Origin of the sequence: Pseudomonas sp. 6D_7.1_Bac1 (assembly GCF_025465945.1) — a bacterium.
Classification (GTDB): Bacteria; Pseudomonadota; Gammaproteobacteria; order Pseudomonadales; family Pseudomonadaceae; genus Aquipseudomonas.
Genome location: NZ_JANLNW010000082.1, coordinates 23,099 through 48,377, shown reverse-complemented (window position 1 = coordinate 48,377; position 25,279 = coordinate 23,099). Strand labels below are relative to the sequence as shown.

At 58.8% G+C, this 25,279-nt stretch carries 28 protein-coding genes; 12 read left to right on the top strand and 16 right to left on the bottom strand.

Going from position 1 to position 25,279, the window contains the following annotated elements; translation table 11 throughout:
• Positions 1 to 13: 13 nt before the first annotated feature.
• Positions 14 to 2,338 (top strand): response regulator, encoded by a 2,325-nt coding sequence (locus tag NTD87_RS26440; RefSeq protein WP_262117123.1) that lies wholly within the window; start codon positions 14 to 16, stop codon positions 2,336 to 2,338.
• Here the strand turns inward: NTD87_RS26440 and NTD87_RS26435 are convergent.
• The 3 genes from NTD87_RS26435 to msrB form a co-directional block, all read right to left on the bottom strand.
• On the bottom strand, positions 2,322 to 2,783 hold the full coding sequence (locus NTD87_RS26435) for a MarR family winged helix-turn-helix transcriptional regulator (protein WP_262117122.1): 462 nt from the start codon (positions 2,781 to 2,783) through the stop codon (positions 2,322 to 2,324). The genes NTD87_RS26440 and NTD87_RS26435 overlap by 17 nt on opposite strands.
• Positions 2,780 to 3,265 (bottom strand): glutathione peroxidase, encoded by a 486-nt coding sequence (locus NTD87_RS26430; RefSeq protein WP_262117121.1) that lies wholly within the window; start codon positions 3,263 to 3,265, stop codon positions 2,780 to 2,782. Before NTD87_RS26430 ends, NTD87_RS26435 begins: the two co-directional genes overlap by 4 nt.
• A 129-nt stretch (positions 3,266 to 3,394) precedes the next feature.
• Positions 3,395 to 3,790 carry a peptide-methionine (R)-S-oxide reductase MsrB gene (gene msrB, locus NTD87_RS26425; RefSeq protein ID WP_262117120.1) on the bottom strand — a complete coding sequence of 132 codons (396 nt, stop codon included), beginning with the start codon at positions 3,788 to 3,790 and terminating at the stop codon, positions 3,395 to 3,397.
• Positions 3,791 to 4,014: 224 nt separating this feature from the next.
• Between msrB and NTD87_RS26420 the strand changes: the two genes are divergently transcribed.
• The gene (locus NTD87_RS26420) at positions 4,015 to 5,226 is read left to right on the top strand and encodes a pyridoxal phosphate-dependent aminotransferase (RefSeq protein ID WP_020796801.1); all 1,212 of its coding nucleotides are present in this window, start codon (positions 4,015 to 4,017) and stop codon (positions 5,224 to 5,226) included.
• Positions 5,227 to 5,539: 313 nt separating this feature from the next.
• A complete protein-coding gene (gene htpX / locus NTD87_RS26415) occupies positions 5,540 to 6,427 on the top strand; it encodes a protease HtpX (protein WP_071554338.1) in 888 nt (295 codons plus the stop codon).
• Between the two features lie 52 nt (positions 6,428 to 6,479).
• Here htpX and NTD87_RS26410 read toward each other — a convergent pair whose 3' ends face one another.
• Positions 6,480 to 7,145, bottom strand: a complete 666-nt coding sequence (locus NTD87_RS26410) for a thiopurine S-methyltransferase (RefSeq protein WP_262117119.1) — start codon at positions 7,143 to 7,145, stop codon at positions 6,480 to 6,482.
• 103 nt (positions 7,146 to 7,248) lie between these two features.
• On the opposite strand from NTD87_RS26410, the gene NTD87_RS26405 reads away from it, so the two are divergent.
• Positions 7,249 to 8,016: a DODA-type extradiol aromatic ring-opening family dioxygenase gene (locus NTD87_RS26405; RefSeq protein WP_262117118.1), complete on the top strand. Its 768-nt coding sequence runs from the start codon at positions 7,249 to 7,251 to the stop codon at positions 8,014 to 8,016.
• A gap of 173 nt (positions 8,017 to 8,189) precedes the next feature.
• Here the strand turns inward: NTD87_RS26405 and NTD87_RS26400 are convergent, their stop codons facing one another.
• A complete protein-coding gene (locus NTD87_RS26400) occupies positions 8,190 to 9,863 on the bottom strand; it encodes a DEAD/DEAH box helicase (protein WP_054596358.1) in 1,674 nt (557 codons plus the stop codon).
• 422 nt (positions 9,864 to 10,285) lie between these two features.
• On the opposite strand from NTD87_RS26400, the gene NTD87_RS26395 reads away from it, so the two are divergent.
• Positions 10,286 to 11,077, top strand: a complete 792-nt coding sequence (locus NTD87_RS26395; protein ID WP_262117117.1) for a crotonase/enoyl-CoA hydratase family protein — start codon at positions 10,286 to 10,288, stop codon at positions 11,075 to 11,077.
• Positions 11,078 to 11,193: 116 nt separating this feature from the next.
• Here the strand turns inward: NTD87_RS26395 and NTD87_RS26390 are convergent, their stop codons facing one another.
• Entirely contained in the window at positions 11,194 to 11,949 is a 756-nt protein-coding gene (locus tag NTD87_RS26390) for a spermidine synthase (RefSeq protein ID WP_262117116.1), read from the bottom strand.
• Positions 11,950 to 12,105: 156 nt separating this feature from the next.
• Here NTD87_RS26390 and NTD87_RS26385 point away from each other — a divergent pair, with 156 nt between their 5' ends.
• Positions 12,106 to 13,452: a class II 3-deoxy-7-phosphoheptulonate synthase gene (locus NTD87_RS26385; RefSeq protein ID WP_262117137.1), complete on the top strand. Its 1,347-nt coding sequence runs from the start codon at positions 12,106 to 12,108 to the stop codon at positions 13,450 to 13,452.
• 105 nt (positions 13,453 to 13,557) lie between these two features.
• On the opposite strand, the gene NTD87_RS26380 is transcribed toward NTD87_RS26385, so the two are convergent.
• Both NTD87_RS26380 and NTD87_RS26375 read right to left on the bottom strand, forming a co-directional pair.
• Positions 13,558 to 14,787: a winged helix-turn-helix domain-containing protein gene (locus NTD87_RS26380; protein ID WP_262117115.1), complete on the bottom strand. Its 1,230-nt coding sequence runs from the start codon at positions 14,785 to 14,787 to the stop codon at positions 13,558 to 13,560.
• A 64-nt stretch (positions 14,788 to 14,851) separates the two neighbouring features.
• Positions 14,852 to 15,067 carry a DUF1127 domain-containing protein gene (locus NTD87_RS26375; RefSeq protein ID WP_262117136.1) on the bottom strand — a complete coding sequence of 72 codons (216 nt, stop codon included), beginning with the start codon at positions 15,065 to 15,067 and terminating at the stop codon, positions 14,852 to 14,854.
• Positions 15,068 to 15,164: 97 nt separating this feature from the next.
• Here NTD87_RS26375 and NTD87_RS26370 point away from each other — a divergent pair, with 97 nt between their 5' ends.
• Positions 15,165 to 16,019: a LysR substrate-binding domain-containing protein gene (locus NTD87_RS26370; RefSeq protein WP_262117135.1), complete on the top strand. Its 855-nt coding sequence runs from the start codon at positions 15,165 to 15,167 to the stop codon at positions 16,017 to 16,019.
• On the opposite strand, the gene NTD87_RS26365 is transcribed toward NTD87_RS26370, so the two are convergent.
• Positions 16,009 to 16,758 (bottom strand): sulfite exporter TauE/SafE family protein, encoded by a 750-nt coding sequence (locus tag NTD87_RS26365; protein ID WP_262117114.1) that lies wholly within the window; start codon positions 16,756 to 16,758, stop codon positions 16,009 to 16,011. The two genes, NTD87_RS26370 and NTD87_RS26365, sit on opposite strands and share 11 nt — an antisense overlap.
• A gap of 158 nt (positions 16,759 to 16,916) precedes the next feature.
• Between NTD87_RS26365 and NTD87_RS26360 the strand changes: the two genes are divergently transcribed.
• Both NTD87_RS26360 and NTD87_RS26355 read left to right on the top strand, forming a co-directional pair.
• The gene (locus NTD87_RS26360; protein ID WP_262117113.1) at positions 16,917 to 17,378 is read left to right on the top strand and encodes a MarR family winged helix-turn-helix transcriptional regulator; all 462 of its coding nucleotides are present in this window, start codon (positions 16,917 to 16,919) and stop codon (positions 17,376 to 17,378) included.
• A gap of 243 nt (positions 17,379 to 17,621) precedes the next feature.
• Positions 17,622 to 18,041: an organic hydroperoxide resistance protein gene (locus NTD87_RS26355; protein WP_262117112.1), complete on the top strand. Its 420-nt coding sequence runs from the start codon at positions 17,622 to 17,624 to the stop codon at positions 18,039 to 18,041.
• 76 nt (positions 18,042 to 18,117) lie between these two features.
• Here NTD87_RS26355 and NTD87_RS26350 read toward each other — a convergent pair whose 3' ends face one another.
• Positions 18,118 to 18,687 carry an elongation factor P gene (locus NTD87_RS26350; RefSeq protein WP_032626910.1) on the bottom strand — a complete coding sequence of 190 codons (570 nt, stop codon included), beginning with the start codon at positions 18,685 to 18,687 and terminating at the stop codon, positions 18,118 to 18,120.
• Between the two features lie 48 nt (positions 18,688 to 18,735).
• The gene (earP, locus tag NTD87_RS26345) at positions 18,736 to 19,869 is read right to left on the bottom strand and encodes an elongation factor P maturation arginine rhamnosyltransferase EarP (RefSeq protein ID WP_262117111.1); all 1,134 of its coding nucleotides are present in this window, start codon (positions 19,867 to 19,869) and stop codon (positions 18,736 to 18,738) included.
• A gap of 122 nt (positions 19,870 to 19,991) precedes the next feature.
• On the opposite strand from earP, the gene NTD87_RS26340 reads away from it, so the two are divergent.
• Together NTD87_RS26340 and NTD87_RS26335 are read left to right on the top strand one after the other, a co-directional pair.
• Positions 19,992 to 20,393 (top strand): hypothetical protein, encoded by a 402-nt coding sequence (locus NTD87_RS26340; RefSeq protein ID WP_262117110.1) that lies wholly within the window; start codon positions 19,992 to 19,994, stop codon positions 20,391 to 20,393.
• A gap of 2 nt (positions 20,394 to 20,395) precedes the next feature.
• Entirely contained in the window at positions 20,396 to 20,878 is a 483-nt protein-coding gene (locus tag NTD87_RS26335; RefSeq protein ID WP_262117109.1) for a transcription elongation factor GreAB, read from the top strand.
• On the opposite strand, the gene cysB is transcribed toward NTD87_RS26335, so the two are convergent.
• The 5 genes from cysB to NTD87_RS26310 form a co-directional block, all read right to left on the bottom strand.
• Complete coding sequence (gene cysB / locus NTD87_RS26330; protein ID WP_003183769.1) at positions 20,875 to 21,849, bottom strand: HTH-type transcriptional regulator CysB; 975 nt, start codon at positions 21,847 to 21,849, stop codon at positions 20,875 to 20,877. The two genes, NTD87_RS26335 and cysB, sit on opposite strands and share 4 nt — an antisense overlap.
• A gap of 113 nt (positions 21,850 to 21,962) precedes the next feature.
• Positions 21,963 to 22,463, bottom strand: coding sequence for a universal stress protein (locus tag NTD87_RS26325; RefSeq protein ID WP_262117108.1), 501 nt, complete (start codon positions 22,461 to 22,463; stop codon positions 21,963 to 21,965).
• Positions 22,464 to 22,546: 83 nt separating this feature from the next.
• Positions 22,547 to 23,452: a 5'-nucleotidase gene (locus NTD87_RS26320; protein WP_262117107.1), complete on the bottom strand. Its 906-nt coding sequence runs from the start codon at positions 23,450 to 23,452 to the stop codon at positions 22,547 to 22,549.
• A gap of 15 nt (positions 23,453 to 23,467) precedes the next feature.
• Complete coding sequence (locus NTD87_RS26315) at positions 23,468 to 24,430, bottom strand: putative 2-dehydropantoate 2-reductase (protein WP_262117106.1); 963 nt, start codon at positions 24,428 to 24,430, stop codon at positions 23,468 to 23,470.
• Entirely contained in the window at positions 24,427 to 24,813 is a 387-nt protein-coding gene (locus NTD87_RS26310) for a thioredoxin family protein (protein WP_262117105.1), read from the bottom strand. Before NTD87_RS26310 ends, NTD87_RS26315 begins: the two co-directional genes overlap by 4 nt.
• Here NTD87_RS26310 and NTD87_RS26305 point away from each other — a divergent pair.
• On the top strand, positions 24,812 to 25,255 hold the full coding sequence (locus NTD87_RS26305; RefSeq protein ID WP_262117104.1) for a PilZ domain-containing protein: 444 nt from the start codon (positions 24,812 to 24,814) through the stop codon (positions 25,253 to 25,255). The two genes, NTD87_RS26310 and NTD87_RS26305, sit on opposite strands and share 2 nt — an antisense overlap.
• The last annotated feature ends 24 nt before the right edge of the window (positions 25,256 to 25,279 follow it).

The following is a 25,279-nucleotide window of genomic DNA, read 5'->3' as shown; positions in this document are numbered from 1 at the left end:
GGTACAGCAAACCATGGATATCAAGTTCACCAACCGCCTGTCTTACAAGCAAGCCAGGCTCACGGTGCTCGTCGGTTTCATTCTGGGAACCCTGCTTAGCCTGGTGCAAATAGGCATCGATTATGCCAGCGAAGATGCCTCCATCAACCAGGAAATACTGTCGCTGCTGGAAATCAGCCATAACCCGGCTTCACGGATCGCCTACAACATCGATGCCGAACTGGCCCAGGAGCTGACCCTCGGCCTGCTACGTTCACCTGCAGTCATCCGTGCACAACTGATCGATAACAACAATACGGTCCTCGCCAACGTAAAACGCCCGGAACTGCAAAGCGGCGGCTATCGGGTGATCAGCGACTTTCTGTTTGGCGCCAATCGACAGTTCAAGGACCGCCTGTTCCTCGACCACCTGCCCGAGGAGTCCCTCGGTACGTTGCAACTGGATGTCGACACCTACACGTTCGGCAGCCGATTTCTGCGGCGGGCCGAAGTCACGCTGTTCAACGGTTTTGCCCGCAGCCTGATACTGACCGGGATTCTGCTGGCGCTGTTCTACATGATGCTCACCAAACCGCTGGTGCGGGTGATTCGCGAACTCAGCAGACGCGACCCACGCAGTGCCGAACAGGCACCGCTGGAGTGTCCGGTGGCACACGAAAACGATGAAATCGGCGTCCTGGTCACGGTGGCCAACCAGCAATTCGAAAACATGACCACCGAAATCCAGCAACGCCGCAATGCCGAAAACCGCCTGACCGACTACCTCGAGCAACTGGAAAACATCGTCTCGGCGCGTACCGGTGAACTGAAGGCGATCAATAGCCGATTGACGGTATCGAACGAAGAGTTGGAAGTCGCGCGCCAGACCGCCCTGGACATGGCACAGGCGCGTTCGGTGTTTCTGGCCAACATGAGCCACGAAATCCGCACACCGCTCAATGGCTTGTTAGGCATGATCGCCCTCTCGCTGGACGGCCCGCTGAATGCCGAACAACTCCAGCAACTGTCGATTGCCCACGACTCAGGCAAAGTGCTCGTGGAGCTGCTCAACGATATTCTCGACCTGTCGAAGTTCGACGCCGGCCAGCTTGAGCTGGAACATATTCCCTTCGACCTCGGCTCATTGATTGAAGACACCGCCAACCTGCTGTCACAGAATGCGGCGCCCAGCGTCGAATTGACCTGCCTGATTGATCCGCAGTTTCCGTCTCTGGTGCTTGGCGACCCGACTCGGGTACGCCAGATCGTCAGCAATCTGCTCTCCAACGCCCTTAAATTCACCCGCTTCGGCCGGGTGGACGTGCGCCTGAGCACCCACGAAGACGGTGTCAGAATCGAAGTGTGCGACACCGGCATCGGCATCGCACAGGACGCCCAGGTCAAAATTTTCCAGCCGTTTACCCAGGCCGGAGCCGGCATCACCCGTCAGTTCGGTGGCACCGGGCTGGGTCTGGCCCTGACCTTCAACCTGTGCGAAGCCATGCAGGGCCGCCTCACCATCAGCTCGGAGCCCGGTTTCGGCAGCCAGTTCTGCGCCTATCTGCCGTTGCCCGGTCACACTCCGGCAATCACCCCACCGTCCTTGCAAGGCAAGGTTCTGGCGATCACCGCCGCCAGCAGCGGTCTGGCCGAACTGTTGGGTAACCTGCTGCCCGGTTGGGGTCTGGAGTATCAACAGTGCACCATCGACGATTCCCTGATCGGGTTGTCACCCGATGTGCTGATCACCGACTGCCCGGAATGTCTGTTTGGTTTGCGTCCGGGCATGACCGCGTCAATTCTGCTGGTGACCGCCTACGGCAGTTTCATGCCCAGCGAAGAGGCCGCTGCCCTCGCCCCCCTGCAACAGCAGGCACGCCCGCTGGCCCGCAATGCGCTCTACCAGACGCTGCGACGTACCTTGCAGGCCGAGGTTGCCCTCGTCGCCGATGCTCACCAGCCAAGCCTCGTACCTTTGCGGCGGTCGCGAATCCTTCTGGTGGAAGACAACCCGGTCAATCAGCTCGTGGCCAAAGGCATGCTCAGCAAGTTGGGCTGTAACGTGATGGTCGCCGCCCACGGTGCCGAAGCGCTCGATCAGCTGGAACACAGCCAGTTTGACCTGGTACTGATGGACTGCAACATGCCGGTCATGGACGGCTACGAGGCCAGCCGGCAGATCCGTCGCAGTGGGCGCTGGCCGGATCTGCCAATCGTTGCCCTGACCGCCAACGCCATGCCAGAGGAGCGCGAACGCTGCCGAGCGGCGGGCATGAGCGATTATCTGGCGAAACCGTTCCGCCGCGAGGAACTGGCTGCCCTGCTTGAGTTGTGGGTGCCGGCTACGATAGCGCCTTGATCTGCCCCAACAGTTGATCAAGGCCGCTGCGCAGTTCGCTCAGGCACTCAAGATCGACACCGCTGTCGCACAACAGACGGGCCTTGAGCGGCCCGACCTGCGCGCGCAGGGCAACCCCGGCCAGCGACAGGCTCAAGTGCACTTCTCGCTCATCACGCGCCGAGCGTTGACGCTGGACCAATTGCAACTGCTCAAGACGCTTGAGCAACGGCGTGAGCGTCCCGGAATCCAGCGACAGCCGTTCGCCAAGGGCTTTGACCGTCGGCTGCTCGGGCGCACTCTGCTGCCACTCCCACAACACCAGCATCACCAGGTATTGCGGATAGGTCAGGCCCAGTTGATCGAGCATCGGCTTATAGCCGCGGATCACCGCTCGGGACGCGGCATACAGCTTGAAGCAGAGCTGGCTGTCGAGCTGCAGCGAATCGGCTGACAAGTCGTTCATTTAAGCAGGGCTTCAATCTCGCGGGTCAGGTCCTGCGGCTTGGTCGCCGGTGCGAAACGCTTGACCAACTTGCCATCCTGACCGATCAGGAACTTGGTGAAATTCCACTTGATGCCTTGTGAGCCAAGCACACCCGGCGCCCGTTTTTTCAGTTGAACAAACAGTGGGTGAGCATCGCTACCATTGACGTCGATTTTTTTGAACAGTGGAAAACTCACACCGAAATTCAGTTCACAGAACTCGGAAATCGCCCCTTCGTTGCCCGGTTCCTGTTTACCGAACTGGTTGCACGGAAAACCGAGCACCACCAGACCTTGATCCTTGTAGGTCCGCCACAGTTCTTCCAGTCCTTTGTACTGCGGGGTGAAACCGCATTTGCTGGCGGTGTTGACCACCAAAACCGCTTTGCCGGCGTAATCGGCCAGGGTCTTTTGCTCACCTTTGATGGTGGTACAAGGAATACTCAGCAGGGTGTCGGTCATGGTGCGTGCTCCGGTGGAAGATGGGGGAAACTTAAACATAGCGAGCAATTAAATTGCACGCAATTTAAATATTCGCACTACAACCCTTCGAGAGCTGCCGAAGATTGCGGCAGCTCCTGCAGGATCGGGTTATTCGCGGGGCACCAGGTCCAGGCACACCGAGTTGATGCAATAACGCAAACCGGTCGGCGGCGGACCATCGGGGAACACATGGCCCAGGTGCGCATCGCACTTGGCGCAAACCACTTCAGTACGGATCATGCCGTGGCTGATATCACGGATCTCGACCATGGCGCTCTCTCCGATCGGTGCATAGAAGCTCGGCCAGCCGCAGCCGGAATCGAATTTAGTCCTCGAGTCGAACAACGGCTCGTTGCAGCAGATGCAGTGATAGACACCCTCGGTCTTGGTGCCGTTGTACTTGCCCGAGAACGGCCGTTCGGTGCCCTTCAGACGACAAACGTTGTACTGCTCCGGGTCGAGCATCGCACGCCATTCATCCAGGGTTTTTTCCAACTTTTCCATCGTCATACCTCTGCATCTGAAAAAGCCTGATCTGTACCTTTTCCACGGATCAGGCGGCACGTATGATTGCGCCTCGTTAATCGCCAGTCTGGCAGCCGCGTTACACGCATTCAAACGGATTTTGGTGCGGCGACCGAAGGCTCCAGGCTTGTGTGAAAGCGCAGGATTCCCAGTACGGTAGTTCATACAGCGTCTGGATCGTTCATTTTCGGGAACACATCGCCATGCAGGTCAGCAAATCGAACAAGCTCGCCAACGTCTGCTACGACATTCGCGGCCCAGTGCTCAAGCACGCCAAACGCCTGGAAGAGGAAGGCCATCGCATCCTCAAGCTGAACATTGGCAACCCGGCGCCTTTTGGTTTCGAAGCGCCCGATGAAATCCTCCAGGACGTGATCCGCAACCTGCCGACTGCCCAGGGCTACAGCGACTCCAAAGGCCTGTTCAGTGCGCGCAAGGCCGTCATGCAGTACTACCAGCAGAAACAGGTAGAAGGTGTCGGCATCGAAGACATCTACCTGGGCAACGGCGTTTCCGAGCTGATCGTGATGTCGATGCAAGCCCTGCTCAACAACGGCGATGAAGTGCTGGTCCCGGCCCCCGACTACCCGCTGTGGACTGCCGCGGTCAGCCTGTCTGGCGGTAATCCGGTGCACTACCTGTGCGACGAGCAGGCCAACTGGTGGCCTGACCTGGCCGACATCAAGGCCAAGATCACCCCGAACACCAAGGCCCTGGTGATCATCAACCCGAACAACCCGACCGGCGCGGTGTATTCCAAGGAAGTCCTGCTGGGCATGCTGGAGCTGGCTCGCCAGCACAACCTGGTGGTGTTCTCCGACGAAATCTACGACAAGATTCTGTACGACGATGCCGTGCACATTTGCACCGCGTCCCTGGCACCGGACCTGCTGTGCCTGACCTTCAACGGTCTGTCCAAGTCCTATCGGGTTGCCGGTTTCCGCTCCGGCTGGATCGCCATTTCCGGTCCCAAGCATCACGCCCAAAGCTACATCGAAGGCATCGACATGCTGGCCAATATGCGCTTGTGCGCCAACGTGCCAAGCCAGCATGCGATCCAGACCGCGCTGGGCGGTTATCAGAGCATCAATGATCTGGTACTGCCGTCAGGGCGCCTGCTCGAACAACGCAACCGCACCTGGGAACTGCTCAACGACATCCCGGGCGTCAGTTGCGTCAAACCGATGGGCGCGCTCTACGCCTTCCCACGGATCGACCCAAAAGTCTGCCCGATCCACAACGATGAGAAGTTCGTACTCGACCTGCTGCTCTCGGAAAAACTGCTGGTGGTTCAAGGCACGGCCTTCAACTGGCCATGGCCGGACCACTTCCGCGTCGTGACCCTGCCACGGGTGGACGATCTGGACATGGCAATCGGGCGGATCGGGAATTTCCTCAAGTCCTATCGCCAGTAAGCGCGATGACGCCGAGGGTCCTTGAAAGGCCCTCGGCGATTAATTCAGCAACACATCTCCAACCTTTGACTGCGACAGCGCCTTGAGTACTGGCGGAATTATGCGACTGCTGGTTACGCCCAATAGTGGCGGGACTTGTGAAAGCAAATTCCAGCCAAATATCTCTTCAGACGACGTCAGAATTGCCCTGCAAGCGTCTAGAATCCAGCTGTAGGACACAGTTTGAAATAGTCACCCGGTTGAATAGCCTGGTGGGGCACCTTATATACCCCGCAGTACGCTACATATTTAGCATGAGGAGATTTCTACAACCATGATGCGCATTCTGCTGTTTTTGGCCACTAACCTGGCGGTCGTGCTGATTGCCAGCATCACCCTGAGCCTTTTCGGCTTCAACGGGTTCATGGCGGCCAATGGGGTTGATCTCAACCTCAATCAGCTGCTGATTTTCTGTGCGGTCTTTGGTTTCGCCGGCTCGCTGTTCTCGCTGTTCATCTCCAAATGGATGGCGAAGATGAGCACCAGCACCCAAATCATCAGCCAGCCGCGCACTCGCCATGAACAATGGCTGCTGCAAACCGTTGAGCAGTTGTCCCGCGAAGCCGGAATCAAGATGCCTGAAGTCGGGATTTTCCCGGCCTACGAGGCTAACGCCTTTGCCACCGGCTGGAACAAGAACGACGCGCTGGTCGCGGTCAGCCAGGGCTTGCTCGAGCGTTTCTCGCCCGATGAAGTGAAAGCCGTTCTGGCCCATGAAATCGGCCACGTGGCCAATGGCGACATGGTGACACTGGCGCTGATCCAGGGCGTGGTGAACACCTTTGTGATGTTCTTTGCGCGGATCATCGGCAATTTCGTCGACAAGGTGATCTTCAAGAACGAAGAAGGCCAAGGCATTGCCTACTATGTCGCGACCATCTTCGCCGAACTGGTACTGGGCTTCCTGGCCAGCTCGATCGTCATGTGGTTCTCGCGTAAACGCGAATTCCGTGCAGACGAAGCCGGTGCTCGCCTGGCAGGCACCAGCGCAATGATCGGCGCCCTGCAGCGCCTGCGCTCGGAACAAGGCCTGCCGGTACACATGCCGGACACCCTGAATGCCTTCGGCATCAACGGTGGCATCAAGCAAGGGTTCGCCCGCATGTTCATGAGCCACCCGCCACTGGAAGAGCGTATCGACGCATTGCGTCGTCGCGGCTGACAGGTGCGGTAAAAAAGGGCGACTGGGTCGCCCTGTTTTGTGCGCGCTCGCTTTATCGAATGCTCGGCACCCTTAGCAGATAAACCCGCTCATCAAGCTGCGTAACGCCTGCCTGAAGAAACTTCCAGCTTTCGCCGAGGATGTCCCGCTCCTCACACAACTCAAGCTGCCAGCGGTTCCCCAGCAATACCTGAACGTCGTCATCGGTCACGGCAAAGGGTGGCCCGGCCAGCTGCTGCTGATCGTAGTCCATCGTAATCAACAAACCTTCACAGGCTGGGGGCAGAATCCGGCTCAGGTGCGCTGCGTATTGCTCGCGCATGGGCGGCGGCAAAGCAATCAACGCGGCTCGATCATAGACAGCTGCACAGTCGGCCACATCGTCTGCGGTCAGGCCGAAAATATCTCCGCACCACAGCGCGAGAGACCCCGCCTGGTAGACCTTGAAGCTCCCTTGCTCGGTGATCTGCGGCGTCAGTTGCTGCTCACGGAAAAAATCCTCCACGGCCTTTTCCGACAACTCGACGCCCAACACCTGGTGCCCCTGCCCTGCCAACCACACGAGATCCAGGCTTTTCCCACAGAGTGGCACCAGTACCTGCGAGCCCTTTGCCAGATTCAACTGCGGCCAGTACTGATGCAAGTAAGGACTAACCTCTGACTGATGGAAGCCGATCTGATTGAGCTCCCAACGCTTTTGCCAAAACTCAGGCTGCATAAATCACCCCGAAAATTCGATCAATTTGCCCTAAAACTTATATTAGATTTAGATCAATGATCTGACTGAAGATGGTGCCATCTTAACGCTCAGGACCTTACTCATGCTCCCTAGCCTGTTTATCTCTCATGGCTCACCCATGCTAGCACTGGAGCCCGGCGCCAGTGGACCGGCGCTGGCCCGTCTGGCCAGCGAATTGCCGAAACCCAAGGCCATCGTGATCGTTTCCGCACATTGGGAAAGCCAGGACCTGCGCGTCAGCAGCGCTGAGCACCCAGAAACCTGGCACGACTTTGGCGGCTTCCCTGCCGCACTGTTCGCGGTGCAATACCCCGCACCCGGCCAGCCGGAGCTCGCGGCGCAGGTTGCCGAGTTGCTCAAGGTCGATGGCTTGCCAGCACAGCTCGATAGCCAGCGCCCGTTTGATCATGGTGTTTGGGTGCCGCTGTCACTGATGTATCCACGGGCTGACATTCCGGTGGTGCAAGTGTCGCTGCCAAGCCGTCTCGGCCCTGCCCTGCAGACCCGCGTCGGACGTGCCTTATCCAGTCTGCGCGAGCAAGGCGTACTGTTGATTGGTTCCGGCAGCATCACCCACAACCTGCGCGAACTGGACTGGCATGCTGGTCCGGAAAGCGTTGAACCCTGGGCCAAGGCCTTTCGCGACTGGATCATTGAAAAACTCGCCGCAAACGACGAAGCCGCCCTGCACGATTATCGCCAGCAAGCCCCAAATGCCGTGTGCAGCCACCCGAGTGACGAACACTTGCTGCCGCTGTACTTCGCCCGCGGCGCCGGTGGTGACTTCAGCATTGCCCACCAGGGTTTCACCATGGGCGCGCTGGGCATGGACATTTATCGTTTCGGCTGACAGATAGACCGTGTCACCCCCATCGCGAGCAGGCTCGCTCCCACATTGGATCTGCGGCACTTGTGGGAGCGAGCCCGCTCGCGATGAGGACGCGTCATACAAAAAAGCCAGGCAAAAAAATCCCCGAACCAGTCGGGGATTTTTTATGTGCGATCAATCAGCCCGAGAGCGGATCAATCTTCGCGGTAGCGACGCAGTTTCAGCTGCTTACCGGCAACGCGAGTGTCCTTCAGTTTGGTCAGCAGACGCTCCAGACCATCTTCCGGCAACTCGACCAGGCTGAAGCTGTCACGCACCTGGATACGACCGATTGCTTCGCGAGCCAGACCACCTTCGTTGAGGATGGCGCCCAGCAGGTTCTTGGCAGCGATACCATCACGCGCACCCAGCGCGGTACGGCAACGAGCACGGCCTTCGGCCAGCGGGATCGGAGCACGACGCTCACGATCACCACGGTCCGGACGATCACCGGTGCGCTCTGGACGATCGCCACGCGGTGCGTTGTTCGGCACCAGTGGACGTTCTTTCTCGATGGCAGCCAGGGTCAGTGCTTGAGCGTTGGTAGCCTTGCGCAGCAGAGCAGCGGCCAGTGCACGCGGGGTGCAACCGATGTCGGCAGTCAGGCGATCCAGCAGATCACCGTGAGTCGATTCGGCATCAGCCACCAGCGGCGACAGGCTGTTGGTCAGTTTCTTGATGCGTGCATCGAGAACAGCTTGAGCGTCCGGCAGACGAACTTCAGCAACCTTTTGACCCGTTACACGCTCGATCACTTGCAGCATCCGGCGCTCACGTGGAGTCACCAGCAGCAGCGCACGACCTTCGCGACCGGCACGGCCAGTACGGCCGATACGGTGAACGTAGGATTCCGGGTCGTACGGCATATCAACGTTGAAAACGTGAGTGATACGCGGAACGTCCAGACCACGAGCAGCTACGTCGGTCGCCACAACGATGTCCAGACGGCCATCCTTGAGGGATTCGATCACACGCTCACGCTGGTTCTGAGCAATGTCACCGTTCAGCGCAGCGGCTTTGTAGCCTTTGGCTTCCAGGGCACTGGCCAGGTCCAGGGTCGCTTGCTTGGTGCGCACGAACATGATCAGGGCGTCGAAGTCTTCCACTTCCAGCAGGCTCAATACAGCCGAGGTCTTCTGGTCAGCGTGAACCAACAGGTGAGCCTGTTCGATCGCGGTAACGGTCTGAGTCTTGGTCTGGATCTTCACGTGCTGCGGATCGCGCAGGTGACGCTCGGCGATGGCACGGATCGACTGCGGCAAGGTTGCCGAGAACAATACGGTCTGACGGGTTGCCGGCAAGGCCTTGAAGATAACTTCCAGGTCGTCCATGAAGCCCAGTTTGAGCATTTCGTCAGCTTCGTCGAGAACCAGGTGGTTCACGGTCGCCAATACTTTTTCGTCACGACGCAGGTGGTCGCACAGACGACCCGGAGTGGCGACAACGATCTGTGCGCCATTACGGATTGCTTTCAGTTGCGGGCCCATCGGCGCGCCGCCGTAAACGGCCACAACGGTAACGCCCGGCATTTGCTTGGCGTAGGTTTCGAAAGCGGTTGCTACTTGCAGCGCCAACTCACGGGTTGGCGCCAGGATCAGGGCTTGCGGCTCGCGCTTGGCAGGATCGATGCGATGCAGGATCGGCAAGGCGAACGCAGCGGTTTTACCCGTACCGGTTTGCGCCTGACCAATCATGTCGTGACCGGCCATGATGATCGGGATCGATTGCTGCTGAATAGCCGAAGGCTCTTCGTAGCCAGTCGCGATGACGGCTGCAAGAATGTTCGGATTAAGATTAAAAGCGGCGAAGCCGCCGGTTTCCTGGGTCATGGGTCTGCCTCTAAGTGCATCCGCAAAGACCCATGCTCCAAAGCTGCGCATGCCGTGTAAGACTCAAGAGTCGCCCTGGCTGCTTTGTCGGCGGGGATTTGCGAAAACGAATGAATGAAAAAGATTCGTCAAGGAAGAGTCCGCTGTGCGGACGTGCAGCCGAAGCTGACTTCGGGGAATTGCGCTACCTAAACGCGGCCTGGCTAAAGACCGGCGCGCACTATACCGGAATTCGCCCAAAAAGGGAGCTTTATTTATCGGAAAAAGCCTGTGGACGCCGGAGTGTCACAGGCTTTGCGGATAATCGCGCGACGGTCTATTTTTCAAAGGCCCGGCCCTGTTGGTCATGACGCTTAATCGGTTCATCTTTCAGACCATGACCTTTGGTCTGAGCCCCCCTTCCCCGCCCGAGGATATGCCCCATGAATCAACCTGATTGCAGTCGTGTCAGCCGTGAACGGCGCGGTCATGTCCTGTTGATCGGGCTGGACCGGGTGACCAAGCGCAATGCGTTTGACCTCGATCTGCTCAACGCGCTGAGCATGGCCTATGGCGAGTTCGAAGCCGACAGCGAGGCCCGTGTTGCGGTGGTGTTCGGTCATGGCGAGCACTTTACCGCCGGACTGGACCTGGCGAACGTCAGCACCGCGCTGGCCGAAGGCTGGCAAGCTCCCGCCGGCGGTTGTGATCCGTGGGGGGTGTTCGTCGGGCCCAGGGTCAGCAAACCGGTGATTGTTGCGGCTCAGGGCTATTGCCTGACCATCGGCATCGAATTGATGCTCGCCGCCGATATCAACCTCTGCGCCAGCAATACCCGTTTTGCGCAGATGGAAGTGCAGCGCGGCATCTTCCCTTTTGGCGGTGCAACCTTGCGCCTGCATCAGGTTGCCGGCTGGGGCAACGCCATGCGCTGGCTGCTGACCGGCGATGAGTTCGATGCCCACGAAGCGCTGCGTCTGGGGCTGGTGCAAGAGGTGATGGCCAGCGAGGACCTGTTACCTCGTGCTATTGAATTAGCGGAGCGCATTGCCCGCCAGGCACCACTGGGGGTTCAGGCGACCTTGCAGTCCGCACGCCAGGCCCATTTAGAGGGCGAGGCAGCAGCGGCATTGGACTTGCCACCGCTGGTGAAGAAGTTGCTCAACAGCGAAGACGCCAAAGAAGGTGTGCGGTCGTTGATCGAGAAGCGCCCCGGTATCTTCAAAGGGCTTTAGCTTTGTATTGGAAGTTAGAAAGCTATCGCGAGCAGGCTCGCTCCCACAGGGTCTTGTGAACACCGAAAATCCACTGTGGGAGCGAGCCTGCTCGCGATGAGGTCCTCACAGACCACTCAAGTCGCCGGGCGAATCGCCTTGATCAGCGGTTGCAACGAGTAACCCAACCGCGACGCCAGTGCTTCGGCGCGAGCCGTCAGCCCTTGCATGTCCAGTGCCTGGTCGAGGTCGGACGGCACGATCAGGATCACGTTGCCCTCCTTCACCGGCAGCTCCCAATAATGCCGGTGATAAAGCCCACGCAATAATGCCGCACCCAATGGCTTGCCATCATCGGTGGCCCATTGATTGATCACCAGCCAGCCGCCCGGATTCAAGCGTTTCTGACAGTTTTCCAGAAAGCCCCAGGCCAAATGACCGACACCCGGACCGACATCGGTATAGAGGTCGACGAAAATCAGATCCGCCGATTCAGCCGTCTCAAGCAATTCAAGGGCATCGCCGATACGGATGTACAGCCGCGGATCATCGTCCAGCCCCAGGTATTCGATGGCCAGACGCGGCACGTCCGGGCGCAGCTCGATTGCTTCGACGTCTTCCAGCGGCAGGAACTTCAGGCACGCTTGAGTCAGGGTGCCGGCGCCCAGCCCCAGAAACAGCGCACTTTCCGGCTGTTCATGGCACAGCGCACCAATCAGCATCGCGCGGGTGTAGTCGTACTCGAGCCAGCTCGGGTCGGCAGTGAACACGCAGCTCTGTTCGATGGCGTCGCCAAACTCGAGAAAGCGATAATCCGCCACTTCCAGCACCCGGATCATGCCGAACTCATCGTGCACCTCGGCGAGCAGATGCTCGACGCGCTCCTCAGTCATTTCGTCTCCTGGTCGTTGTCGGGCTGATCCCCGACAACGCAATCATTCGTTCCGCATGACGCGGCAAAGGCGCGATTGTCCGCCAAGCTTCGGGAACAGGTCACGCACTAATTGCTGATAACATGAGCGTCCATGCGTAAAACACTAGAGACCGTGATGAGCCAACCCTGGAGCCCTGACAGCTGGCGCGCCCTGCCGATCCAGCAACAACCCCACTACCCTGACGCCGCGCATCTGCTGCAGGTCGAGCAAAGCCTGGCCAGTTATCCGCCACTGGTGTTTGCCGGTGAGGCCCGGGAGTTGCGCCGTCAGTTTGCCGAGGTTACCCAGGGCCGGGCGTTTCTGTTGCAAGGAGGGGATTGCGCGGAGAGCTTCGCCGAATTCTCGGCGGCGAAAATCCGCGACACCTTCAAAGTCCTGTTGCAGATGGCGATCGTCATGACCTTCGCCGCCGGTTGCCCGGTGGTCAAGGTCGGACGCATGGCCGGGCAATTCGCCAAGCCGCGTTCGGCCAATGACGAAACCATCAACGGCGTCACCCTGCCGGCCTACCGAGGCGACATTGTCAACGGCATCGGTTTCGACGAAAAGAGCCGCGTGCCGGACCCCGATCGCCTGTTGCAGTCCTATCACCAATCCACCGCGACCCTGAACCTGTTGCGGGCCTTTGCCCAAGGCGGCTTTGCCGACCTGCATCAAGTGCACAAATGGAACCTGGACTTCATCGCCAACTCGGCGCTGGCCGAAAAGTACAGCCACCTGGCCGACCGCATTGATGAAACCCTCGCCTTCATGCGCGCCTGCGGCATGGACAGCTCGCCGCAACTGCGCGAAACCAGTTTCTTCACCGCTCACGAAGCGCTGCTGTTGAACTACGAAGAAGCCTTCGTACGCCGCGACAGCCTGACCAACGACTACTACGACTGCTCGGCTCACATGCTGTGGATCGGCGACCGCACGCGTCAGCTTGACGGCGCTCACGTCGAGTTCCTGCGCGGGGTGAACAACCCGATCGGGGTCAAGGTCGGCCCAACGATGAACACCGAAGAACTGATTCGCCTGATCGATGTGCTCAACCCGGACAACGACCCGGGCCGCCTGAACCTGATCGCACGCATGGGCGCGAACAAGGTGGGCGACCATCTGCCGCAGCTGATTCGTGCGGTGGAACGCGAAGGCAAGAAAGTGCTCTGGAGTTCCGACCCGATGCACGGCAACACCATCAAGGCCAGCAGCGGTTACAAGACCCGGGATTTTGCGCAGATCCTGAGCGAGGTGAAGCAGTTCTTCCAGGTCCACGAAGCGGAAGGCACCTATGCCGGCGGCATTCATATCGAGATGACCGGGCAGAACGTCACCGAGTGCATCGGCGGCGCACGGCCGATTACTGAAGACGGCCTGTCGGATCGTTACCACACCCATTGCGACCCACGGATGAATGCCGATCAGTCGCTGGAGTTGGCGTTCCTGATTGCCGAGACGCTGAAGCAGGTTCGGCGCTGAATCAGTAAGCCTTGTATTACCCGACACACCGCCATCGCGAGCAGGCTCGCTCCCACAGGTATCGCGCAATCCTGTGGGAGCGAGCCTGCTCGCGATAGCGTCAGATCAGACACCGCTAGTCTGCGCCAATGCCACCCGCAACCGCGCCGCACTAGCCCGCGGACAATTGAGCTGAATCTGTTCCAATCCCAACCAATCAGCCATCTGCCGCAAATTCGCCGCCAACGCCTGCATTCCCTCCTCATCCAGGCCTTGCTCTTCTTCGTGCACCGCATGCACCGCCAACCGGCCCAACGCCCGTTCCGCCCGCAGATCGACCCGCGCGGCAACCCGTTCGTTGTGCAAAAACGGTAGTACGTAATAGCCATAAACCCGCTTGTCGGGTGGCGTGTAGATTTCCAGCCGATAGCGAAAATCGAATAGCCGCTCGGTACGACTGCGCTCCCAGATCAACGAATCAAACGGCGAAAGCAACGCGCTGGCCTCGACCTTGCGCGGTACTTTTGGGTCCGACAGGCAGTACGCCGGCTGCTTCCAGCCCTGCACTTCGCACACCCGTAAATCGCCGCTCTCAACCAGCTCGGCCAGACCACTGCGGCCTTCAGCCAGGCTCAAACGAAAATAGTCGCGCAGATCCTTTTCGGTGCCGACACCCAGCGCATTGGCAGCGTGTAGCAGCAAACCGCGTTGCGCCTCGGTTTCACCGAGCAGCGGTTGCTTGAGAATCGACTCGGGAATCACCCGTTCCGGTAAGTCGTAAAGACGCTCGAAGCCGCGACGCCCTGCCACCGTCACTTCGCCGGCAGCGAACAACCATTCCAGCGCATGCTTTTCAGCGCTCCAGTCCCACCATGGGCCGGCCCGCTCCTGGCGCGTCGACAAACTGCCGGCGCCGAGCGCACCCAGCTCCTGGACCGAGGCCAGGACACGGCGAATAGTGTCTTGTTGTTCGCGGCCGAAACGCGCCAGCTGCTGATAAATCCCCTCGCCTTGCGCCGCACGCTGCATGCGCCAACGCATCAAGGGATACATCGACAGCGGCAACAGCGACGCTTCATGCCCCCAGTATTCGAACAACGTGCGCCGTCGGCTCTGGCTCCAGGCGGCCTGGTCGAGCAAGTCGGCAGAGTAGTTGCCAAGACGGGAGAACAGCGGAAGATAGTGCGAGCGCACCACTGCGTTGACCGAATCGATTTGCAGAATGCCCAAGCGCTCGATCAAGCGGTTGAGCTGATTGGCTTTGATCGCCGCTGGCGGCCGGCGCCCGGAGAAACCTTGGGCGGCCAGCGCCAGACGCCGAGCCTGTTTGAGAGATAAGGACAGTTCTGCGGGCATGTGCATCTCCTTGTCTGCTCGCAAACTACCTCAGAGTAAGCCGTCTTGTGTAGCGGTTCGGTACTCATTTGTGCATCGGGTCATCCCAGAATGGCCGGACGACTTCATGCTCGACATCGGCTCGACTGATACCGATATCCTTGAGCGCTTCGTCGCTCATACTGGCCAGCAATGCGCGCTCACGGTGGAGCTCATGCCAGCGGACAATTTTTTCCAGCCAATGGCCCAGAGAAAACCCATGAAACATTCCAACCAGCACATAACCTTTTTGACCTTTCATCATCTTGCCCTCCGTTGTAGATGACTAAAGTCTCGCCCCGGCGCTAAGATCAATCCAACGAATGTTTCTTATGCAATACATCTCGGAGATTGATGAATTGAGCAACTACCCGAGTATCGATACGGAAGTCCTGCGCACCTTCGTCGCGATTGCCGATCAAGGTGGCTTCACCCGCGCTGGCGAGTTGGTCAATCGCACGCAATCGGCGGTGAGCATGCAGATGAAACGGCTCGAAGAGGACGTGCTGCAACGCCAGTTATTTCAGCGCGACGGCCGCCAGGTGAAGCTGACCGCCGAGGGTCAGGTGCTGCTGGGTTATGCGCGGCGGATCCTGAAACTCCACAGCGAAGTGTTCAACACGCTGCGTGAGCCGCACATGGTCGGCATGGTGCGCATCGGCACCCCGGATGACTATGTCATGCGCTTCCTGCCGGGCATCCTTTCGCGTTTTGCCCAGGCCTATCCGCTGATTCAGATTGAAGTCCATTGCGAGTCGTCCAAGCAGTTACTGCTGCGTCAGGACCTGGACCTGTCGATCGTCACCCGCGAACCCGGCAGCGAGATCGGCCAACTGCTGCGCAAGGAACGCTTTGTCTGGGCGCAGGCGCAATGCTTCAACCCCAATGAGCAGACGCCGCTACCGCTGGCGATGTTCAACAGTGATTGTTTCTGTCGACTCTGGGCCTGCAATGCGCTGGACGCTTCCGGACGCGAATACCGGATCGCCTACAACAGTTCGAGCCTGGCGGCGATCATGGCAGTGGTCAGCGCCGGCTTGGCGGTCACTGCGCAACTGGAAAGCCTGATCACCCAGGACATGCGCATCCTCGGCGAGGCGGAAGGCCTGCCCCTGTTGCCCGAGGCCAGCATCATGCTGGTGCGCAACCTGAACAACCCTTCGCCCATCACAGAATGCCTGGCGGAGCACATTGTCGAAGGCTTCAAACTTTAAAGGCGAGCATCACCGCGCAGAGCACCAGAAAACCGCAGAACAACCCGCGCAGTAAACGCTCCGGCATGGCGTGGGCGATCTTCACGCCCCAACTGATGCTCAGCAACCCGCCGGCCGCCATGGGCAGTGCGATGGTCCAGTTCACTTGATGATGGACCGCGTAGGTCACCAGCGTGACGCCGGTGCTGGGCAACGCCAACGCCAGTGACAATCCTTGAGCCACCACTTGCGTGGTGCCGAACAGGCTGGTGAGCACCGGCGTCGCCACCACCGCACCGCCAACGCCGAACAACCCGCCCATGGTGCCCGATGCGGCGCCCAACACGCCCAGCCACGGCCACGAGTAACGCATCTGCGATGCGGCCGGCGCAGTGGCCATGAACATCCGCAGCAAGTTGTAGGCCGACAAGGCGACCAGGAACGCCACGAAACCGATGCGCATCACCTGCGCGTCGACGCCCACTGCCCAGATCGAGCCGATCCAGGCAAAGCAGAAGCCCATCGAGGCCAACGGCAATGCGTGGCGCAATTCGATGCGATTTCGTTGGTGATAGCGCCACAGCGCCAGCATCACGTTCGGCACCACCATGACCAGCGCCGTGCCTTGAGCAATTTGCTGATCCAGTCCGAACAATACACCGAGCACGGGAATCGCGATCAAGCCACCGCCAATCCCGAACAGACCACCCACGGTGCCCAGGGCAGCGCCGAGCACCAGATACATCACTAACTCAATCACAGGCGATTTCCCCTCACATCAGGCCTTGCATCCTACGCAGTCGGCTCTGGCGGGGAAACGCACAGCAAACAGATTTTGGCCGGTTGTAGATGAAAATTATCTGGCGCATTAAAGACTCGCCCGCTAGATTCATGCTGATGAATGATCAAGGTGTAGACATGACCACCCAACGCAACACCCCGGACAACTGCGACAACCTGCTGCTGGATAATCAGGTGTGCTTTGCCCTGCACTCCACTTCACTGCTGATGACCAAGGTCTACAAGCCCTTGCTGCAAGCGCTCGGTCTGACCTATCCGCAGTACCTGGCCATGATGGTATTGTGGGAACGCGATGGGCTGACCGTCGGTGAAATCAGCACACGCCTGCTGACCGACCCCGGCTCCCTGACGCCGCTGCTCAAACGCCTGGAAGCGGAAGGCCTGCTGAGCCGTACTCGCAGCCGCGAAGATGAACGGGTAGTGATTGTCGAGCTGACCGAACAAGGTCGCGCGCTTCGGGAAGAAGCCCGTGAGATCCCACCGTGCATCCTTGGCGCCAGTGGCCAGACCCTGGAGCAGATGCGCAAACTGCAAGCCGATCTGCAAAACCTGCGCAGCCACCTGCAAGACAGCCTCTAATCTTCAGGCCATCAAAAAAACCCTGTGGGAGCGAGCTTGCTCGCGAAGACTGTGCGACATTCAGCATTGATGTTGACTGACACACCGCCTTCGCGAGCAAGCTCGCCCCCACATTTTTTTGTTCGGCAAACTTTTTTCAAAATTTATCTTGCGCGCAAAATATTAACGAGCTACATTTATTTCACACTTACTTAGCGCACAAACATTTAGCGCAAATCAGTCAACCCGAATGAGGCTCACACCATGCAAACGCTCTATACCGCAGTTGCAACCGCTACCGGTGGCCGTGATGGTCGTGCCGTTTCCAGCGACAACATCCTCGACGTCAAACTCGCCACACCAAAAGAGCTCGGCGGTGCCGGTGGCGCAGCAACCAACCCTGAGCAACTGTTCGCGGCCGGTTACTCTGCTTGCTTCATCGGTGCACTGAAATTCGTTGCCAGCCAGACCAAGCGCAAAATCCCCGATGACGCCTCGATCACCGCCCACGTCGGCATCGGTCAGATTCCAGGTGGTTTCGGTCTGGACATCGACCTTCATGTCAGCCTGCCGGGTCTGGAACACGCCGATGCACAAACCCTGGTCGACGCCGCGCACCAGGTCTGCCCGTACTCCAACGCCACTCGTGGCAACGTAGACGTTCGGTTGCACGTCACTGTCTGAGTGCTCGCACCCAACAGACGCGCACAAAAAAGCCCGACTCAATGGTCGGGCTTTTTCTTGCCTGCAAAAACTGCGCTTATTTAGCGCGGCCTTTGTAAGAACCGCCTTCGCGGGTATCGATCTCGATTCTGTCACCGATTTCGATGAAGTCAGCAACTTGCAGCTCAGTACCGTTGCTCAGCTTGGCAGGCTTCATCACCTTGCCGGAAGTGTCGCCACGAGCGGAACCTTCGGTGTAGTCGACTACACGCACGATAGTGGTCGGCAGCTCTACGGAAACCAGACGCTCTTCGAAGAAGATCGCTTCGCAAACATCGGTCATGCCTTCTTCAACGAAAGGCAGAACGGCTTCGATGTCTTCAGCGTTCAGCTCGTACATGGTGTAGTCAGTGGTGTCCATGAACGTGTAGGTGTCGCCGCTGATGAAGGACAGGGTCGCTTCTTTGCGGTCGAGGATTACGTCGTCCAGTTTGTCGTCAGCGCTGTAAACGATCTCGGTCTTGTAACCGGTCAGCAGGTTTTTCAGCTTGGTCTTCATGATCGCGCTGTTACGACCGGACTTGGTGAATTCAGCTTTCTGAACCAGCCAAGGGTCGTTTTCGAGACGGATCACCGTACCGGGTTTCAGTTCTTTACCAGTTTTCATTGCGAATATCCGAATTTGGATGGGATTTACAAAAATCTAGGCCGCGTATCATATCCAATTTAGGTAAAACTGCACCAGCGCCGAAGCAAGATCGGCCTGCAAGGCCTGTTCCAGACACCATGCCTGGGCGTGTTTTTGCAGTTCTGGCCAGTGTTCCTGCGTCGCAACCCATGCCTGGGCCATTCCTGCGCCGGTGTTCCAGGCTCGCCATAACCCGACGAGTGCTGCTTTTGCCGCCGGTGAAAGGCCTGCGGTGTACAACGTCAGAAAGGCTTCGAGCTTATCCAGGTGTACATCTTCTTCCTGTTGATAAATATGCCACAGCATTGGCCGGGCAGCCCATTGCGCGCGGACGAACGAGTCCTCTCCCCTTACCGCGTTGAAATCACAACTCCACAGCAGCAGGTCGTATTGATCCTGTCGGACGAACGGCAGCACCTGCACGGTCAACGCACCACGCACTTGTATCGCGCCGACACAAAGCCCTTCAACGCCCAGCCAACGCTCGACGTCGCCCAGAATCCGGCCCTCGGGCACCAGCAGATGAGTGGCATGCGTGTCGCTCGCCATGACGTCCAGCCAATCGGCCAGCCCGGCATTCTCGTAGGCAAATAACGACATCAGCCGTGCACCTTCGGCGCGATCGACGCCCAGCCCTTGCAAGAATTCGCGCTGCGCCTCGGTACTGTGTTGAAACTCCTCGCGCCGCTCCAACAACCCATGCTCACGCAGCAAGCCGCCAGTGCCGGCCTGAAAACCCGGGAAGAAGAAGTACTTCTGCACCTGTTTGTACTTGACCGACGGCAAGCCATGACAGCCGACGATCCAGTCTTCGGCGCTCAAATAATCGAGGTTCATCCACAGCGTAGCCTTTTCGCGGGCCGCCATTGCTTCCATGTAAGCAGCTGGCAACTGACAGGCAAACGCGGCGATCACCACATCGGCGGACGCTGTCGATTGCCAGTTGGCCGACCAATGGCAGACTTCGACGCCTTGCTGCCACTGCCGGGCAGCACAGGTGTCGAGTTCCGGGCACAAGCGTTCGAACGCCCGCAGGTCATCGACCCACAGTCGCACCGCGCAGTGATGCTCGGCAACCAACTGCCTGGCCAGGCGCCAGGTCACGCCGATGTCGCCGTAGTTGTCGACGACCGTGCAGAAAATATCCCAGTCGACTTTCATTCCGGGCTCCGAGGGGCAAAGACCTCAATTGTCCGCATAAATCGTTGCGTACAGAAGAGCCGACGCCGATTAATCTTCATGCGACAATCGCCGCAGCCCACAACCCTCGCCAGGAAGCAGCCATGCCCTACCGCCCTCCCGCTCGCCGCACGGTGTCCATCACACTCAATCCGCTGCAACTGATTGCCAGCATCGCAGTGGGTTTATGGCTGGGATTTTTGGCCATTGCACTGACCTGCTGGCTGTTGTCGAAACTGTTGTCCAGCGAACAACTCGCCCCGCTCGCCGAAGCGACGCGCCAGATCACTCAGCCCAAGCCAGCGCCAGTCTACCCGGCCCCCGAGAATCCGATGTTTGAGCAGTACAAGGAAAACCTGCGCAAACAGGCGCAACAGCAAACGCTCGATCAGGCGCGCAGCAATCCTCGCAACCTGTCCAACCCAAAATGCCAGTTCTGGTTGCAGCAAGACCAAACTGCGCCCAGCGAAAAAAGCCGCACCAACGTCCTGCAATTCTGCGATTGATCATGAACAAACACACGGTCCACAACCTGATTCTGGAAAAGCTTGCGGTCGATCTCGACATCGCCGAGCGCGCAGCGCAAACCGCGTACGAGACCGCGACCCACGAAGAGAACATTGCCGAGAACAAGTACGACACGTTGGGACTGGAGGCGTCTTACCTGGCGGCCGGACAGGCCAAGCGAGTGGAGGAAATCAGGCAGTCACTGACGCTGTGCCAGAACCTGATACTGCGGCCTTATGACGATCAGCGCGGGATTGAAGTTGGTGCGCTGTTGGGTCTGGAAGACGAAAAGAGACGCGAACAGTGGCTGTTCCTGGCCCCTGACGCGGCCGGATTAAAGGTCGATCTGGTGGGACAACTGATTACCGTCATCACCCCGCGCTCACCGCTGGGCAAAGGCCTGCTGGGCAAGTTCGAGGGTGATGAGGTGGAGATCGTCGTAGCGGGTACTCGGCAACAGTTTGCTGTCACCGAGGTAGTTTAGTGAACCGGTAGTTCAACGCCGTCGAACAGCTCTTCCAGTTCCTGCTTGTTGTGGCACTGGATGGCTTTGGCCATGACTTCGCGAGTCAGGTGCGGGGCGAACTTCTCGATGAAGTCGCACATGAAGCCTCGCAGGAAAGTGCCGCGACGGAAACCGATTTTGGTCACGCTGGATTCGAACAGCTCGCTGGCGTCGAGCACCACCAGGTCGTTGTCGAGTTTGGTGTCCACCGCCATTTTCGCCACGATACCGACACCCAGCCCCAAGCGAACGTAGGTTTTGATCACGTCGGCGTCGGCGGCGGTGAATACCACTTTCGGGGTCAGGCCGCGATGGCTGAAGGCTTCGTCGAGTTTCGAGCGGCCGGTGAAGCCAAACACGTACGTCACGATCGGGTATTCAGCCAGGGCTTCGAGGGTCAGTTTTGGCAGCTTGGTCAGTGGGTGACCTTGTGGCACGACCACACAACGGTTCCAGCGGTAGCACGGCATCATTACCAGGTCACCAAACAGCTCCAGCGCTTCGGTGGCGATGGCAAAATCCACAGTGCCGTCAGCGGCCATTTCGGCGATTTGCATCGGCGAACCCTGGTGCATGTGCAGGGCAACGTCCGGGTATTGCTTGATGAAGTTGCTGATCACCGGCGGCAGTGCATAACGTGCCTGGGTGTGAGTGGTCGCAATCGACAGGGTGCCTTTCTTCTCGTTGGAGAACTCCTGAGCGATCTGCTTGATGCTTTCGACCTTGCGCAGAATCTCGCCTGCGGTGGTGATGATTCGCTCACCGGCCGGGGTGACTCGGGTCAGGTGCTTGCCGCTGCGCGCGAAAACCTCGACCCCCAACTCGTCTTCCAGCAGACGGATCTGCTTGCTGATGCCCGGTTGCGAGGTGTACAGGCTTTGGGCAGTAGCGGAAACGTTGAGGTCGTGGTGCGCCACTTCCCAGATGTAGCGCAATTGTTGAAGCTTCATATCAATCCCTCAAAGCAGATAGACGCCACGGGCATCAGCGACGGTATATAACTATATTAATGGTTCGAAGAATAAATCTAGAACTTTTTCATCAAAAGGCCAGCATTCTCGCCTTAAATGTCACCGTGACGTCGACGCTGCAGCAACGGCACCAGGTAAACCGGCACCTTAGACAACTGCAACACGCGCGCAGCGGTTCTGCCCAATGGCGTATCCCCACCAACGCCATGGCTGTGACTACCTACGATCAACAAATCCACCGAGAGTTTCTGCGCCTGATCAAGAATGACCTGCGACGGATCGCCCTGAAACACTCTGACCGATTGAATCAACGCCAGGTCCTGCTGCCCCTCCCCCAACTCCTCACGAAAGCTGTCGAGTACCCGCTGCTCGATATTGGCCATGACCGTGTTCAAGCCCTGACTGTGAAACTCATTCAAGGCTTGTTCGTCGAGATAACTCTGCAATACCGATTCGGCGAACAATCCCATGGGTTCAACCGCGTGCACCACATACAGATCGGCTTTGAATGTTCGTGCCAGTGCCAGTGCATGCTGCATCACAAAAGGTGCGTACAGGCCGAGGTCAGTGGCGTACAGCATCGAACGAATCATGTGACCTCCTCGAATGCCAGAATGGCGGAGATTGATTCAGCTTAGCAGTGCCACAGCGAGTACGACGTCCCGCGCAATTGGGCTTAAACCTTCAACTCATTGCTGATGCCGTGAGGGACGTGTCCGGTGGCGACCACCTCGCGAGCCAACTCGCAGTGGCCCTCCTGATCGTCGAAAAACACGTCGGCCGCGAAGGCTTCGAGAAAGGCAGACTTGGCCAGCCCGCCGAGAAACAGCGATTCGTCGAGCCGGATATCCCACTCGCGCAAGGTGCGAATGACCCGTTCGTGAGCCGGTGCCGAACGCGCAGTCACCAGTGCGGTGCGGATCGGGCAGCTGTCATCGGGAAACTCGCGCTGCAACAGATTGAGCGCCGCCAGAAAGCCTTTGAAAGGACCACCGCGCAATGGCTCGCGAGCGGCTTCGCGTTCGTTGGCCTGAAACGCTTCGAGGCCGCCCGACTGATACACCCGCTCCGAATCATCGGAAAACAGCACGGCGTCACCGTCGAAGGCAATGCGTAATTCTTCGCTGGCGGCACGGCTCGCACCACCCGACAGAATGGTCGCCGCCGCGAAGCCGGCATCGAGTGCACTGCGTACGTCATCGGCGTGAGTGGAGAGAAACAGATCACACCCGAATGCCTTCAGGTACGGATACGGACTGCGCCCGCCGACAAACGCCGCGCGGGAAATCGTCAGACCGTAATGGTGAATCGAGTTGAAGACTCGCAAGCCGGTGTCTGCGCTATTGCGCGACACCAGCACCACCTCGACCCGCGCCCGGCCAAGACGGGCATTGAGGTTCAACAGTTTTTGCACCAGGGGGAACGCATCACCCGGCTCGAGGATCTCGTCTTCATGCTCGATCTGATACTGCCGATAAGCCTCGACACCGCTCGCCAGATACACCTTGTGGCTCTCGCTCAGGTCGAACAACGCCCGCGAAGAAATCGCCAGCACCAGTTTGTCGCCAATCCCTTTTGCCATTTCGCGCCCCCTGGCTCAACCGTTACGCCGATCGACAAAACTCAGGGCCTGATACAAGGCCTCGATTTTCGGCAACTGGCAACCGGCAGCCTTGGCGGCTGCCAATGGCCTTGCGTAAATCGCTGCCAATTCCAGCGGCCGTTTATGATGGTAGTCGTGGTACATGCTCGGCCAGTAGTCGGGCATTTTTTCCGTGACCTTGAACAGATGCTCGGCATACCCCGGCGGCATGCTGTGGCCACACGCCAGCGCGCCTTGCACCACTTCGGCCATCAACGCCTGAATCAGTTCGCGGCTGCTGTCATCGGCCATTAGTGGCGTTGTGCTCGCACCGAGCAAGACCGACAAACCGTTGTACGGAACATTCCAGACCAGTTTTTGCCAGCGCGCCTGCTGAAGGTTGGCCATCGCCTGTGAATCGAGACCAGCGGTACGAAACAGCCCTGCGCCCTGCTCGACAATCGCCTGACGCGCGGCCTCGTCATCGAGTGCCGGCCCACTGTGATAACCCACATTCACCGCGCCGAGCGCCTGATGCTCGATCACTCCGGGACCCGCACGATGGACACAGATAAAGCACAACCCGCCCAGCAAGTGCAGTGAGTCGGGCAACAGACCGCGCAGACCGTCTTCGACATCCAGACCATTTTGCAGCAGCAGGACTTTCGCCCCAGGCGCCGCAGCCTTGATGATTGCCGGTGCAAGCTCAGCGCTACTGGTGGTTTTCGCACCGACCAGCAACCAGTCGCAGGACGGCATATCGTCGGCCGACGAATACGCCTGAACCGGCTTCAAGGTCAACGCGCCATAGGGCGCGCTGTTGAGTTGCAGACCGTGCTCAGCGACGGCTGAAAACTCGCTGCGCAACAGAAAGTGCACATCGAACCCGGCCCGCGCCAGCATCACACCGTAAAAACCACCGATCGCTCCGGTACCGATAATGCCGATTCTCGGCTTTTTAACCGCTGTATCCGTCATGGCAACTCCTCTGGATCTCGACTCAGCGCCTGCCCCACCGCTGCGTTCAGTTCGGTGCGAGCCAAGCGCGACTGTAGCGCCCCATAAAACTCGCCATCGCGCACGACAAACAGCGCGGGCAAATGAAAGACCTGATAACGCTCCACCGCACCACCGTTGTTCCCCGCATCGATCCAACACAACTGATCGACTTCAAGGTCAAGCGCTGGCAACTGCTGGCGCGCCCAGCGGCAACCGGAACAGCCGACGCTGGTGAAAATCACCAGGGACACGCCGCTCATCGCCAACAGCCGCTGGTCGGCATCGAAATCGGTCAGCTCGCATTCGACCACTATACTGGTTGAAACACTGTCGAATGACCGACACTTGGAGCCTGTGTTCATGGGGCGTTTTATTCCTCATCCTGACGATGTGCCTGTCGAGTTAACGTTGCGCAAGCATGAGTGTATTTCTCGGCAAGAGCTGCACACTATCAGTCTCGGAGGCGTGGCTTGCAATTACCACCGTGGCTGGCGCAAAGGAACGGCGCTGGAAGTGCGAATGCCGACTCTGAGCGAAAATGTCTGCTATCTGGGCTACGTAGCCTGGTGTTTGCGACGAAAGCACGGTTATCTGGTCGGCATCGCCTTCATCGACGAGCAAACGCTGTTTAAAGCGCGGATGGGCGAACAGGTCTGCCAGATTGAACGTTTTTGCCGTCAGCAAAAGCCCCTGGCCGGACAACAAGGCGTCGAGGCGATGGCCCTGAAATGGGTCGACCAGCATGCCACCGAGTACTCCCACGAGACCGTTCGCCAGGCTTTTACGCAGCCCGCGCTGGATTAAACCCGCGCCTGCCCATTGTCGAGC